Genomic DNA, 14,006 nt, shown 5'->3' with positions numbered 1-14,006 from the left:
AATTTGCGGGAAAAGGTACCCTGGTATGGGGAGCGAGGACACTGGCAGGCAATGACAACGAATGGAGATACGTTCCGGTGCGCCGGCTTTTCATTATGGTGGAGGAAAGTGTAAAGAAGGCAACGGAATTCGTGGTCTTTGAACCGAATGACGCCAACACCTGGTACCGGGCCAAAACCATGTGCCAGAGTTTTTTAACCCAGCTGTGGCGTCAGGGTGCACTTGCAGGCGCAAAACCTGAAGATGCTTTCTTTGTAAATGTTGGATTAGGCATTACAATGACCGCACAGGACATTCTGGAAGGCAGGTTAAACATAGAAATTGGTATGGCTGCGGTAAGGCCTGCTGAGTTCATCATCTTAAAGTTCTCTCACTTATTAGCAAAATCTTAAATTATGGCAACGAATTACAAAACACCCGGTGTTTATATTGAAGAAATAAGCAAGTTACCGGCTTCCGTAGCTGCTGTTGAAACGGCTATACCCGCATTTATGGGCAGAACAGAATTTGCCAAAGATGAAAACGGGCTTGACGCTCCAAATGTTCCGATCAGGATCACCTCCTTTTTGGATTATAACAAATACTTTGGGGGTGCAAATCCTGAAACTGCGGTTTTTGCCACTTCAGGAACACCAACCATTACAGATGTAACGGAGTCTGGAAAGGTCAGGCGTACGATTACCTGCGAGGCGAGGAAAAATGCAGTTTCAGGAGCTTATATGTATTACGCCATCCAGATGTTCTATGCAAATGGTGGCGGCCCTTGTTATATCGTATCGAGTGGAGGTTATGGGGTTAATTTTACGAATGCCCTGGGCCTCGAGAGTTTAAACGCAATTGCGAAAGTGGATGAGCCTACGATGCTGATTTTTACAGATAAGCATGCCAGCGCAACCGCTACCTCATCGGGCTACCTGGGCCTTTATGATGCGGTTTTAATGCAATGCAATAGGCTCCAGGACCGGATCGGGATCTTTGATCCCTGGGTGCTCACAGACAATCCTTTTGATGATGCCGTTAAGATCAGGGACAGCTTTGGTATGGAATACCTGAAATATGGCTGCGTGTATTATCCATGGCTCCAGTCTGTGCTGAATTATGGTTATGATGAAGGTGTGGTTACCGTGATTCATACACTTGACGGCGCAAACAGTGCCTATAACGGGTTGACTCTTTCTGCTATAAAGGCCATAGACCTGAATACCTATCGTGCTGTAAAACTGGAGATGGACAAAAATGTGATCGACCTGCCTCCATCGAGCTCGGTTGCAGGGATTATGGCCCGGGTGGACAACAACAGGGGTGTCTGGAAAGCGCCTGCCAATGAAAGCGTTAAAATGATCAGCGGACCAGCTCTGAAAGTGACCTCAGAACAGCAGGAAGGTTTAAATATCGATGCAACTACCGGAAAGTCCATTAATGTGATCCGGTTTTTTACAGGTAAGGGAACTCTGGTCTGGGGCGCGCGCACGCTTGCCGGAAATGACAATGAGTGGCGTTATATTCCCGTCAGACGCTTTTACAACTTCGTGGAAGAAAGTGTTAAAAAAGCAACAGAATTTGTGGTCTTTGAACCCAATGATGCCAATACCTGGCTGAGGGTGAAGACCATGTGCGAAAACTTCCTGAATACGCTGTGGCGCCAGGGTGCTTTGCAGGGTGCCAAGCCTGATGATGCTTTTTTTGTAAAAATTGGCCTGGGCATTACCATGACCTCTCTGGACATCCTGGAGGGAAGAATGAATGTGGAAATTGGTATGGCTGCGGTCAGACCTGCAGAGTTCATCATCCTTAAATTTTCTCACAAACTACAAGAATAATAAATCATAAAATTTAAATATTATGGCAAATACTTATCCATTGCCGGTGTTCCACTTTCAGGTGGAATGGGGCGGTTCAAGAATTGGTTTTACAGAAGTTTCCGGACTTACGGTTGAAACCCAGGCTATTGATTATCGTGAAGGCAATTCACCAGAGTACCATGTTACAAAAATGCCCGGCATGCAGCAGTACGCGGCAATATCGATGAAAAGGGGCATTACCAAAGGGGACAATGAACTTTTCCAATGGTTCAACACCGTGAGCCTGAACAAGATCGAGCGCCGGGACCTCACCATTAGTTTATTGAATGAGAGCCATGAGCCTGTTGTGGTCTGGAAAGTCAGAAACGCATGGCCGTCGAAAGTGGACGGGCCTACCTTGAACTCTACAGGCAATGAGGTTGCCATAGAAACCGTAGAACTGGCGCATGAAGGTTTAAGCATAGAATTCACCTAGTTTTTTATTATGCTCCCATTCTTATCTCCCCCTGTTGGTTTTCACTTCCTGCTTCGCATAGAAGGACTGCTTCTGGAATTTCCGGGCATGCCGGATATTGGTTTTACTGATGCTACCGGACTGGAAGCTGCAATTACTACGGAGGAGTACAAAGAAGGGGGCGAAAACCGCTTTGCGCACAAACTGCCAACTGCGGTGACCTATAGCAACCTGACTTTAAAGCGCGGCCTTTTACTGGGTTCGTCTGCGATGAGGTGGTTCAGGGAAAGTGTGGAGACTTTCAGCTTCAAACCAAGGGACATTACCCTGATCCTGCTGAATGAGGAGCATATTCCTTTGCAGGCCTGGAATTTTGTGAACGCATATCCGATAAAATGGACCATTGAAGGGTTCAATGCGCAGCAAAACGGACTGGTGATAGAAAGCATTGAGTTTGCACATCAATATTTCAGAAGAATTGACGTAACGGATTTATTAGGAGGAATTTAATCATGCCAGTAGAAATTAACGAAATCATCATTACGACTACCGTCACCAATAATGTAGCGGGATCTGCTGCTGTAAGCGCAACGGGACAAACGGCGACAGACAAGAAGCTGAAAAAGGCGCTTGAAGAGCTTAAGAAACAAATAAAAACCAAGAACGAAAGGTAATGTCGATCAGTCAGCTATTGGGGGAATTGGGCAACCTGGAAAAACTCGTGATCGAGGTTTACACAGGAAGGGACTATTCGGGCTCACCCGCGGAGACGTTTAATGTGCTCTACAATCCGAATACTTATTTTATTGAGTATAAAAATGAGCTGGATAGTGAGACCCCGGTTAATGCCACAGATAGTGTGAGGCAATTTAAAACTTCAGGGGGTAAAGAATTAAAACTGGACCTGCTTTGGGATGCGACATCTGCTTCATATTCAGGAAATTCGACTTTTCAGGCCGACATTCAAAAGGACAAAACAGTACACAAAGTGATTGAAAAGTTCATCGACACCTGTTTTAAAGTAAAGGACGATACCCATCAGCCTTATTTTTTAAAGATCCACTGGGGTGAATTTACCTTTCAGGGGATACTGACGGCCGTGAAAGTGACTTATACTTTGTTTGACAATACCGGCAAGCCCCTGCGGGCAAAAACGGACTGCACGTTCAGCAGTTATACTTCACTGGTGGAACAGTCCAATGAGCAGCAGAACAATTCACCGGACCTGACCCATCAGCGCACCGTTGAGGGTACGACTCCGCTGCCTTTAATGACCTTCAATATTTACAAAAATGACCGCTATTACCTGGAAGTTGCAAGGGCAAACCGCTTAAACAATTTCAGAAAATTGAAACAGGGACAACAGATCTTATTTCCACCAATTGAAAAATAATTGCCATGCCAGAGAATAAAGGAGCACAGAGCTTTAGCATTACGATTAACGGACAGGTTTTACCGGATTCGGTTGGCTTGCTGGAAATCGTAGTGACGAATGTGGTCAATGCAATCCCGAAGGCGAGGCTGGTGGTGAAGGACGGAAGTGCCTCGGCGCAGGATTTTGAACTGAGCAATGGCACAGATTTTATTCCCGGTGCGGAGATCGTGATCGCTGCCGGAAATGGCGGGGAAAATGAAACGATCTTTTCCGGGCTGATCGTTAGCCAGACCATAAAGGCAGACCAGGACGGCAGTTTTATGGAAATAGAGTGCCGTGACCAGGTCGTCAAACTGACTGCCGGGCGCAAGAATAAGGTATTTGATGAAGGCATATCTGATGCAGACGCCATCACACTTATAGCTGATGATACAGGAATTACAGTGGATGTCACAGGACTGGAAATGGTGCACAAGCAACTGGTCCAGTTCAACTGCAGCAACTGGGATTTCATTGTGGTCAGGGCAGAGTTAAACGGTGCACTGGTGATTACGGAAGCTGGAAAATTAATCATAGCTCCTCCGGATGCGGCACAGGAAAGTATGGCGACATATACCTACGGCAGTGAGATCTATGAATTTGAGGCCCAAATGGATGCCCGGACCCAGTTTCCAAAGGTACTGACGAAATGCTGGGATTACAGCAACCAGGAAGTACAGGAAAGCGAGTCTGAAGCGACGACACTGCCTGAGCAGGGCAACCTGAACGGAGATGACCTGGCCGAAGTGCTGGGCTGGGCAGACAATTCTTATTACCATTCCGGCAAGGTTTCCAGTACAGAGAGTGCGAAAATGGCCACTACTGAATTGTTCAGGAGCCGTCTGAACCGCATTGTGGGAAATTTTAGGGTCATGGGGGATAATAAGCTAAAACCGGGTATAATCGTCGAGCTTTTAGGTATCGGCGAGCGCTTTAGCGGTAAATGTCTGGTGACAGGTGTGATCCATTCTTATTCCAATGAAGCTGCCTGGTATTCCCATGTTCAGTTCGGCCTGGATAAGACCCTGCACAATTATAAGTTTGATGATGTAGCTGAAAAACCTGCTACAGGGATGATCCCTGCCGTGAACGGATTGCAGGTCGGCCTGGTCACCAACATCCATGAAGATCCTGACGGGGAAAGCCGGATAAAAGTAAAAATACCGACGGTAGACAATGCCGGGGACGGAATCTGGGCAAGACTGGCAAGCATGGATGCAGGCAACGGACGCGGCTGGGTATGGAACCCCGAAATAGGAGATGAAGTCATTGTCGGCTTCATTAACGATGATCCCCGTGATGCTTTGATCCTGGGCCGGTTGTACAGCAGCGCCAATCCGCCGCACCTGACCGCAGATGAAGACAATAAACAAAAGGGATTGCTGACAAAAAGCGAGCTGTCCGTTTTATTTGACGACGACAAAAAGATCATTAGGATCAGTACTGCTAAGGGCAATGTGATCACCCTGGATGAAGACCAGGGCAGCATTACCATTCAGGATGAAAACAACAATAAAATAGAAATGACATCCTCCTCGATTAATATAGAAAGTGCCGCGGACATTACTTTAAAAGCCACTGGGGACATCAAGATTGAGGGTACCAATGTCACCACTACTGCCAATGCGCAGCTCAAACAGAGTGGCAGCGGGGGAGCGGAAATCAGCTCGTCTGCGATCACAAAAATTAAAGGAAGTATGGTCAATATAAACTAAGTTTTATGCCAAATGCAGCGAGAGTAACAGATTCTACAAATCACGGGGGAATGATCATTGGTCCGGGAGCGCCGACAGTTTTAATTGGCGGTATGCCCGCTTGTGTGATGGGTGATAACCATGTTTGCTCCATGCCGCCCAATGCGCATCAGCCTACGGTCAGTCCTTTTCCCATGGGAAGCGTGACCGTCATGATTGGTGGTAAGGCAGCGATAAGAACCGGTGATGCCTGTATTTGTGGTGCGAGTGCGGTAGTAGGTTGTCCAACAGTAACAATAGGATAGGATATGGAAACAGAAAGCAGCTTTTTAGGGACAGGGTGGTCATTTCCTCCAAAGATCACCAGGTATACCGGTTCGGATAGCTTTGCTACGGACATGGTTTCAGACGTAAAGGACATCAACCAGAGCCTGGAGATCTTGTTTGGAACGGCCGTCGGTGAGCGGGTGATGCAGGCGGATTATGGCTGCAATATCAATGACATGATCTTCGAACCTATAAATGTGACCCTGGTGACCAGAATTACTGAAAGGATCCGCAGGGCAATCATTTATTATGAACCCAGGATAAAACTGGAAAGACTGGATGTCGTCAAAAACCACGAGTACGGTATCATCAACATGGTGGTGGAATACACCGTTCGCAGTACCAATACCCGCAACAATATTGTATACCCTTATTACCTCAACGAAGCAACAAATCTTTAATTATGGGCGCCTCCTGCAATAAAAATAATTCTCCAAGAAACGGCACAAACCGTTTGAACCGCTTGCCCAAAGCTTTGGATGCATCTTTTGTTGCCATTGATGAAAGGGATAAAGCAGCGCTTTATGATTTCTGTGAGAAACTGAGCGCATTTATCAATTATTACTATTTTGACAGTACCGAAAAGAGCGGTAAATGGAATACAGTTTTTAAAATTGAAGAACTCAAGGCGGATGGTTCAACTGAACCTCACCTGGGGCTTTTTGATGCTTTCTTAGACTTGTATGCCATTGCGCAAAAGGACCTGAATGGTTTTACAGCCAAACACCTGGATTATTTCTTTGAAACAGTACTCGGCTTTAAAAAGAAACCTGCCGTACCCGATAAAGTGTACCTGACCATACAACTGGCCAAACACATTACACAGTATATACTGGACGATAGTACCCAGTTTAAAGCGGGCAAAAACAAAGATAAAAAGGAGCAGTTCTATAAATTATTATCAGAATTTAGTTTTAGCCATGCGCAGGTGAGCCAGATCAGATCGATACTGGTCGATCAGGATGAAAAAAGCAGGGTTTATATTTCACCGGTGGCCAACTCAGGTGACGGCACAGGCGGGGATCTGGTAAATGCGGATGGCAGCTGGGACACTTTCGGGAATGATGAAAGAGGCGAAGCGGTTGCTGGCTTTGCCATTAGTTCTCCTTTATTCCGGATGGCGGAAGGCGTCAGAATCATTACGCTGACCATCAACTGCATTGCAAATTTCGGGCCTTCCCCAATCATTGCCAAAGAAAAATTCAAGGCCTGGGTAAGTGCTGAAAAAGGCTGGACTGAAATCAGTGTGGAGTCTGTGGTATTTACCGCCACCAACCAGCTGGTGATGACACTTAAGGCTACAGAGACCACACCGAAGATCGTGGATTATCAGCCAAAGCTTCATATTGAACCATTTACCACGAAGTATCCGGTGCTGAAAATAACCGTGGCAGCTGAGGCGACCACGAATGTTTACAGCACACTGACCCATTCCGGGCTGAGTTCGGTTAAAATTGACACTAGGGTTACAGGAGTTAAGAACTTACTCGTGCAGAACAGCCTGGGTAAGCTCGATCCTTCGAAACCTATGGAGATCTTTGGTTCTACGCCAACGATCGGTGCGAACTTTTATATCGGCAGTACCGAAGTACTGCAGCACGATCTGAGTTCCCTCAAACTGAATTTTGAGTTTCTGAACCTGCCGGGAATTTCATTTGATATCTACTACAAAGCATATGTGACTGCCAGCGATTTTTATGCGGTTATTTTAGATCTGAATACGTATAAAGCAGAAAAACTAGGCCTTACGGAGAAAAAATCAAAGGAATCATCTAAGAAGGAATCGCTTGCTGAGGATACCAGTATGGTTTTGTATACGGGTATTTTTGATTCTCCAGTCTATACCCTGCTTGCCAGCAATTATGTATATAACTCTAGTTTTAAAGCTGAGGTGTCCTATTTATATCACCGGAACTGGATTCCATTGCCGCCGCTTACGCCATCAAAAGTAAATCTCTTTGGTACGGATAATGTTCAGGCGCCAAAAGCTGTATTCAGTGAAGTCCTTACCGTTCCGGATGACCTTAATGCCGACTATGGGACCAATGCCGGTGAGGGTTATACCCTGGACACCGAGCGGGGATTCCTGAAACTCAAGTTTACTGACGGAAGATTTGGCCACGCAGATTATCAGCTGGCTTACAGCCGCGCCATTCTAAACGGGATAGATGACCCCACAAAAATAGAACTGCCAAACGCACCGTATACTCCTTTGATCCAAAATCTGAGCCTGGATTATACCTGTACGGCGACCATAGACCTGTCGGCCGCAGCAGCTGACCAGGCACATTATAACAGCAGGGTACATGAATTCTTCGGTCTGGAGCCGTTTGGTCCTGCTGAAATTCACCCCTATACCCATGAACTGGTCACCCTGCTTCCCATAAGGGCATATGAAGGCGAATTATACATTGGGCTTAGCGATGCTGTGGTTGCACAAAACATCAGTCTGCTGTTTATGGTCAGTGAGGGGAGCTCAGATCCCGATATAGAAAAAGCTATAGTGAAATGGGCTTACCTGGAAAAAAACGTCTGGAAGGAGTTTAAAAAACCGGAAATATTAAGGGAACAGACCAATGGCCTGCTGACCAGCGGGATTGTGACCCTTCAGATCCCTAAAACGGCTACCCATGACAATACATGCTTGCCGTCAGGCCTCATCTGGCTGCGCGCAGCTGTGGAAAACCATGCGATGGCAGTTTGCGATATCATTTCTATTGATGCACAGGCCTGTGAGGCCGCGTTTTTCTGCTATGACGATGTCGTGCCGGAACAGGTATCGATACCGGCAGGCACCATTTCCAAGCTGAAAGAACCGGACGCCGCCATCAAAAAGATTGCGCAGCCTTATGCATCCGTCAATGGCAAACCGGCGGAGCAGGGGAATGAATATTACCTGCGGGTGAGTGAAAGGTTAAGGCATAAGAACAGGGCCATTACCCTGTGGGATTATGAACGGTTGATCCTGGCGAAATTTCCCGGAGTGTATACCGTTAAATGCATCAACCATACCTATTATAACGGGACGGTAAGCACTTATAACTCATTATCTCCTGGCTCGGTAGCGATCATTGCAGTGCCTGACATCAGCATCTCTAATGCACCAAATCCGCTGAAGCCTAAAGTGTCGAAAAATACACTCGAGGAGATCAGGTCATACATCACCAAATCAAATTCTGCATTTGCTGCAGTGAATGTTCAAAATCCAATTTTTGAAGAGATCAAGCTTGATTTTCATGTCAAACTGCGAGACGGTTATGAAGAGAACATCTATATGGAACAGCTTCAGCAAAAGATCAAATCCCTTTTGGCACCATGGATCAGCAACAGCAGCATACAGCTTGAGTTTGGGGGTAAAATAGAAAAATCAACACTGATCTACCAGCTGGAAAAACTGAAATATGTGGATTACGTGACCTGCTTCAAAATGTACCTTTTCAGGCCAGCAGGGTTGGAAGACATTTCCACCAAAGACCTGGACCGTGCTGAAACGGCGACAGCGGCGAGTATCCTGACCTCTTATACCAGTCACAATATCCTCAATATAAATGACCTGCCTGGCGGCGGAAACCCGGATTGTGACTGCGGCGACTGCGATGACAACGTGGTAAAAACAAATGAAAATACATCTCCTGTAAACGAATGCGGTTGTAACTCATGAGCGAACTAAAAACCATATTGAAAGAAACGCCGGAACAGCTGAGCCTGCAGTTTGATAAACTGCGGGAATTAGGTCTGGCAAGGGTTCAGGACCTCAGTAAAGAGGTATGGACCGATTACAACCTGCACGATCCGGGAGTTACCACACTCGAAGCATTGTGCTACGCGATAACTGACCTTGGTTACCGGCTTACTTTTGACATACAGGACCTGCTGGCCAATAACCCCAATGACGCAGATGAAAAGGATGTTGATTTTAAGAACTTTTATACCCCCCGGGAAATTCTGCACAACGCACCGGTCACGCTCAAAGATTTCAGAAAACTGCTGATGGATGTTGCCGTGGAAACGGAGGATACCCATGAAATACTGGGGATCAAAAACGCATGGCTGCTGCTGGCTGCTGATGCCGAGAAAAAACTGTTTGCGGACTATGTTGCAGACAAACTTTCCTATACGCCTACTGTCACAGATCCTGCAGGTTTCTTTGTTAGAGGTCTGTACAACTTCTTATTGGAGTTTGATAGCTCAGTCGTTCATGGAGATCTGAATTCCAATGCTTTAGATGGCTTATATATCATCAACAACTTCTCTGATCCTCATCTGGACGGGGTAGAGATCAGGATCAACATTCATTTTCCCCGCTGGGATGACCCCGCGGTAGATTTTGACGACGACAGCAGCATCATCACCCATATTGAAGCACTGGAAGTAGAATTTGATGAATTGCCTGCCGGCTATACGCTGGAGGATACCGATACAACTGACAACCAGATCACGCTTGCCGGGATTAAAAAGATCGGTGGTGTTCCTGTTGCCATTCCTGATCTGAATTTGATCGATGCGGAGTTAAATGCATTCCTGTTTACCGCGGCTGACAGTCTTTTGGCACAATACAAACGTAAGATGGCCATTGTAAAAACCATCATTAAAAAAGCTGAGGACCGCCTGCACAACAACCGCCCGCTCTGTGAGGACTATTTGAATATTAAAGCACTCCGTGTGGAGGAAATTGCAATCTGCGGGGATATTGAAATTGATCCTTTTGCCGATCCGGCGACGGTTGCAGCACACATTTATTATGCGGTTTCCAAATTTCTTTCGCCCGACGTCTACTTCTACAGCTTGCCCCAGATGAAAGATAAAGGCAAGAGCACAGAAGAGATCTTTGACGGGCCGGCATTGGAACATGGCTTTATTGACGACGATGAACTGGAAGCCTCGGCACAAAAATGTAACATCAGGACGAGCGACCTGATCCGGCTGATCATGGATGTGGAAATCGACGGACAGAAACCCGTCAAATCTGTCAGCGGCCTGCAGATCGCAAATTTTCCGGAAGACAATGACGGAAGTATTACCCAGAAAAGCGTGAAATGGTGCATGAGCCTGGCCATTGACCAGCTCTATGTTCCAAGACTGTCCACAAAACTTTCCAAGTTATCATTTTATAAAAGTGACCTGCCATTTTCTTTTGATGAAGAGGATATGGACCTCATTTTTAACACACTGAGCATCACAGCACAAAAACGTTACCCGTCTAACCCAATTCTGGACCAGCCGGTACCAAAGGGGCAATGGCGGGAAACAACAGACTATACCTCAGTCCAGGAAGATTTTCCCTTGGTCTATGGGGTGGGTTCTCAGGGCATTCCCAATTTGCCGGTTACAGAGCCGGAGCGTTCGGAAAGAATTACCAATGCCAAACAGTTCAAAGGATTTCTTTCCTTCTTCGATCAGCTGCTCTACAATTACCTGCAGCAGGTGAATGGTTTAAAATCCCTGTTTAGCCTGAACCAGGAGCTGGATATCTATGGACAGCCGCTGCTGAACAAAACCTATTTCAGCGAATCACTTCTGGGGGATGCGGATGTAGCGGAGATTGTGCCGAACGGGGATGACCTGAAACTGTTTGACAACGATTATGGAGTTAGCCTGCAAGGCATTACGGAGTCTAAGTCTGATTTTGAGAAAAGAAAAAACCGGTTTTTAGATCATTTACTGGCCCGTTTTTGCGAACAGTTCAGTGACTATGCCATCATCGCCTATACCATTGACGGCCAAAAAGCCGGTGCGGAACTGATCAAGGATAAATTGGCATTTCTCAACGCATATCCCGAAATCAGCAGTAACCGGGGAAAGGCTTTTAACTACAGACATGCTTTGAACTGGTATTACCGGAATGTATCAGGCTTTGAGAAGAGAACGTCTATGCTATTAGGTATTGATCCCAGAAAGGCAGATGAGCTGCTGTTCTCAAAAGAGTTTATCATTAGCGAAACAGCGGGGAAATGGGGCTTTGAGACCAAGATCATTACAAAGCTATATTTTAAGAACATACTGCCTTTTAAAAGCAAAAATGAAGCAAAGGCGGGGGTCGAACAATTGGTGAGCGCAGGTGCGCTGCTCAAAAATTATAAACTGATCCCGGGTACTTCGGCCGGTAAATTTCAGATCGCAATTTATGGCGATGGTTTACAGCAGAATTTGGTCGCATTGAGCAAAAGCACCAACTTGACAGAAGCCGCTGCGACAACCATGATCAGCGAACATCAGGCGCTTTGTCTGAATGAACTGCAAACACAGATTTTGGCCAGCAGAAAAAACCTGGCTCCGCCGATTGAAAACTATTTTACGGTATCTACACATACCATCGACAATACCACTACGCCTCATTTGCACAAGATCAGCTACAAGTTGTTTGACAAGCCTGCGCAGGATTCCACCCGAAAAGTGATCATAACGGGTGAACTGGAAGGGCCGGAGCAAAAAGGGGCAAATGCGGCAGAAATTAAGAAGAATACACGATTAAACCTGATCTGGAACTTCCTCAGGTTTGCTTCGGATGAAGATTATTACCGCTTCGATCCGGAAAATGTAGTCGTTGCCGATCCAAATTATCATTTTGAAATATTTGATGTCTACGGAAATACGATAGGCAAGCACCAGGGCAAGAATTACAATAAACCACTGGCAGAAAGGATAGAGGATGCTGTGCCGGCCAATGTGATGATTAGGGATTCCATTTCCAATAATGGGGTATATACGGTCAATAATACTGTAGCGGTTGGGCCTAACATTAAGATTGAGGTAAACGAAACCTTACCCAGCAACTATCCGGATGGCAAAGTAGTTTTTGACGAAACATTTGCCTGCAGTGTAGCTGCAAACCGGAGAGAAATCACTATAAATGGTACTGATCTGACTGACCGTCTGAGGGCAGGCGACGAATTGTCCTTAAAGCGGGTTTCCGGTGATCTCCAGTACTTCAATATCCTGAGCATCAGTTTTTCCGGTGGCAAAACGCTGATCGTTTCCAACGTCTTACTGGATAAGCCATTTGCTCCGGAACAAATCAGCTATACCAAGACTTTTGGCATTAAGAGCTTGTCTGCCAAAACCATCATCATCAGGGCAGGAATGGAAAAGGCAGCAGTTTCTGATATGGTGGCCTTTATCAATAAGATCTTTATCGAACGTGAAGGAATGCATTTAATTGAGCATCTGCTGCTTCGCCCAAAAACGGCCTTCGACAAATTGCTCGACATCCATACAGATGTGGACTGCGAGCAATGTAAAATAACCGACACCTATAGTTTTGTAATGACTGCAATTTTGCCCTACTGGCCCGACCGGTTCAGGGACAGGAACTTCAGGAATTTTATAGAAAAAACATTAAGGGAAGAAACCCCGGCGCACGTGGCTTTAAATGTCTGCTGGGTCAGCCCTTTGCATATGGACTTGTTTGAAAAGGCCTGTAAATACTGGCTGATCCAATCCAACACGCTTCCTGTTGATGATCCGGAAAGGATCAAGGCGCTAAAAGAATTCATAGAGATCACGCAAAACCTCCGGAGCGTCTATCCTTCGGGCAAACTGCACAGCTGCGATGAAGACGATGTGCAAAAGAATACACTTATACTCAATCAAACTAACATTGGCATTTTTTAATCAATTGACTTATGGAACTCATTAATAAAACAACGGTATTTGAAGAAAATCAGGTCCTTACTGCCGGGCAGCTGAATACCATGCAGGATTTTTTGTTTCAGGAGAGCCGATTGACCAGAATTCGTCTGATAGGGAGGGGTATTGCCTGCGGACTTGAAGCCAGCAGGACAGGTAATGTATACCACATCACCAAAGGTGTGGGGGTATCTTCATGGGGGTTTTTAATTTCCCTGGGCGATTGTGAACTTACCCATTATAAGGAATATGTATATCCGGATGGAATGGACTATCCATATTTTAATGACAGTACGGGCAACCGGGTAAAGCTCTATGAACTGGTAAAAGCGGAAAATGCAGCGCTTCTGGGTGCCAAGTTAATCGATGCTGTAATCACTGCGGGCAATTATGTGGTGGTACTGTTCCTGGAGGCGGCTACAAAAGACCTGAAAAGCTGCCTGGGCAAAAGCTGCGATGACCTGGGTATAGAGAAGACTTTTACGGTGAGAAAGCTGCTGATCTCTGCCGCTGACCTGATTAAAATAAATACCGTAAATAAGAATAAGGGCGGGGCGATGTACCCAGCCCTGTACAACCTGGAAACCATAGATTACCCAAGGGCTTTGATCTCTGCAAGCCAGGCTTCGGATTATTTTGATCTGGTCTTTAGTTATTTAAGTCCCGTGGCCTCGATCCTCGACCAGCTG

At 46.1% G+C, this 14,006-nt stretch carries 12 protein-coding genes; all 12 read left to right on the top strand.

All coding sequences use genetic code 11. The annotated features are described in order from the left end of the window. On the top strand, window positions 1–392 hold a 392-nt coding region (locus tag VK541_RS25715), incomplete at its 5' end, for a phage tail sheath C-terminal domain-containing protein (protein WP_324373530.1). A 3-nt stretch (window positions 393–395) separates the two neighbouring features. After that, window positions 396–1,820 (top strand): phage tail sheath family protein, encoded by a 1,425-nt coding sequence (locus VK541_RS25710; protein ID WP_324373528.1) that lies wholly within the window; start codon window positions 396–398, stop codon window positions 1,818–1,820. Window positions 1,821–1,842: 22 nt separating this feature from the next. Next, window positions 1,843–2,277, top strand: a complete 435-nt coding sequence (locus tag VK541_RS25705; RefSeq protein ID WP_324373527.1) for a phage tail protein — start codon at window positions 1,843–1,845, stop codon at window positions 2,275–2,277. Window positions 2,278–2,286: 9 nt separating this feature from the next. Then, entirely contained in the window at window positions 2,287–2,766 is a 480-nt protein-coding gene (locus VK541_RS25700) for a phage tail protein (RefSeq protein ID WP_324373526.1), read from the top strand. Between the two features lie 2 nt (window positions 2,767–2,768). Next, window positions 2,769–2,930 (top strand): DUF5908 family protein, encoded by a 162-nt coding sequence (locus tag VK541_RS25695; protein WP_324373525.1) that lies wholly within the window; start codon window positions 2,769–2,771, stop codon window positions 2,928–2,930. Continuing rightward, window positions 2,930–3,649: a hypothetical protein gene (locus tag VK541_RS25690; RefSeq protein WP_285057517.1), complete on the top strand. Its 720-nt coding sequence runs from the start codon at window positions 2,930–2,932 to the stop codon at window positions 3,647–3,649. The genes VK541_RS25695 and VK541_RS25690 overlap by 1 nt, the downstream gene beginning before the upstream one ends. A gap of 5 nt (window positions 3,650–3,654) precedes the next feature. Then, entirely contained in the window at window positions 3,655–5,385 is a 1,731-nt protein-coding gene (gene vgrG / locus VK541_RS25685; RefSeq protein WP_324373524.1) for a type VI secretion system tip protein VgrG, read from the top strand. Between the two features lie 5 nt (window positions 5,386–5,390). After that, the gene (locus VK541_RS25680; RefSeq protein ID WP_324373523.1) at window positions 5,391–5,669 is read left to right on the top strand and encodes a PAAR domain-containing protein; all 279 of its coding nucleotides are present in this window, start codon (window positions 5,391–5,393) and stop codon (window positions 5,667–5,669) included. Window positions 5,670–5,672: 3 nt separating this feature from the next. Then, a complete protein-coding gene (locus VK541_RS25675) occupies window positions 5,673–6,092 on the top strand; it encodes a GPW/gp25 family protein (RefSeq protein WP_324373522.1) in 420 nt (139 codons plus the stop codon). 2 nt (window positions 6,093–6,094) lie between these two features. After that, window positions 6,095–9,352: a baseplate J/gp47 family protein gene (locus VK541_RS25670; RefSeq protein ID WP_324373521.1), complete on the top strand. Its 3,258-nt coding sequence runs from the start codon at window positions 6,095–6,097 to the stop codon at window positions 9,350–9,352. After that, window positions 9,349–13,302 carry a hypothetical protein gene (locus VK541_RS25665; RefSeq protein WP_324373520.1) on the top strand — a complete coding sequence of 1,318 codons (3,954 nt, stop codon included), beginning with the start codon at window positions 9,349–9,351 and terminating at the stop codon, window positions 13,300–13,302. The genes VK541_RS25670 and VK541_RS25665 overlap by 4 nt, the downstream gene beginning before the upstream one ends. Window positions 13,303–13,313: 11 nt before the next feature. Continuing rightward, on the top strand, window positions 13,314–14,006 hold a 693-nt coding region (locus VK541_RS25660), incomplete at its 3' end, for a hypothetical protein (RefSeq protein WP_324373519.1).

The sequence above is a fragment of the Pedobacter sp. genome, from assembly GCF_035317785.1.
In the GTDB taxonomy this organism is placed as follows: domain Bacteria; phylum Bacteroidota; class Bacteroidia; order Sphingobacteriales; family Sphingobacteriaceae; genus Pedobacter.
The sequence above is the reverse complement of the archived record's forward strand: the minus strand, read 5'-3'. Positions and strand labels throughout refer to the sequence as shown.

What these genes read in the sequence shown, in the direction of transcription:
- VK541_RS25675 (WP_324373522.1), top strand. Translation starts at nt 5,673, where the DNA reads ATGGAAACAGAAAGCAGCTTTTTAGGGACAGGGTGGTCATTTCCTCCA.
- VK541_RS25700 (WP_324373526.1), top strand. Translation starts at nt 2,287, where the DNA reads ATGCTCCCATTCTTATCTCCCCCTGTTGGTTTTCACTTCCTGCTTCGC.
- VK541_RS25690 (WP_285057517.1), top strand. Translation starts at nt 2,930, where the DNA reads ATGTCGATCAGTCAGCTATTGGGGGAATTGGGCAACCTGGAAAAACTC.
- VK541_RS25680 (WP_324373523.1), top strand. Translation starts at nt 5,391, where the DNA reads ATGCCAAATGCAGCGAGAGTAACAGATTCTACAAATCACGGGGGAATG.
- VK541_RS25710 (WP_324373528.1), top strand. Translation starts at nt 396, where the DNA reads ATGGCAACGAATTACAAAACACCCGGTGTTTATATTGAAGAAATAAGC.
- VK541_RS25705 (WP_324373527.1), top strand. Translation starts at nt 1,843, where the DNA reads ATGGCAAATACTTATCCATTGCCGGTGTTCCACTTTCAGGTGGAATGG.
- vgrG (WP_324373524.1), top strand. Translation starts at nt 3,655, where the DNA reads ATGCCAGAGAATAAAGGAGCACAGAGCTTTAGCATTACGATTAACGGA.
- VK541_RS25670 (WP_324373521.1), top strand. Translation starts at nt 6,095, where the DNA reads ATGGGCGCCTCCTGCAATAAAAATAATTCTCCAAGAAACGGCACAAAC.
- VK541_RS25665 (WP_324373520.1), top strand. Translation starts at nt 9,349, where the DNA reads ATGAGCGAACTAAAAACCATATTGAAAGAAACGCCGGAACAGCTGAGC.
- VK541_RS25695 (WP_324373525.1), top strand. Translation starts at nt 2,769, where the DNA reads ATGCCAGTAGAAATTAACGAAATCATCATTACGACTACCGTCACCAAT.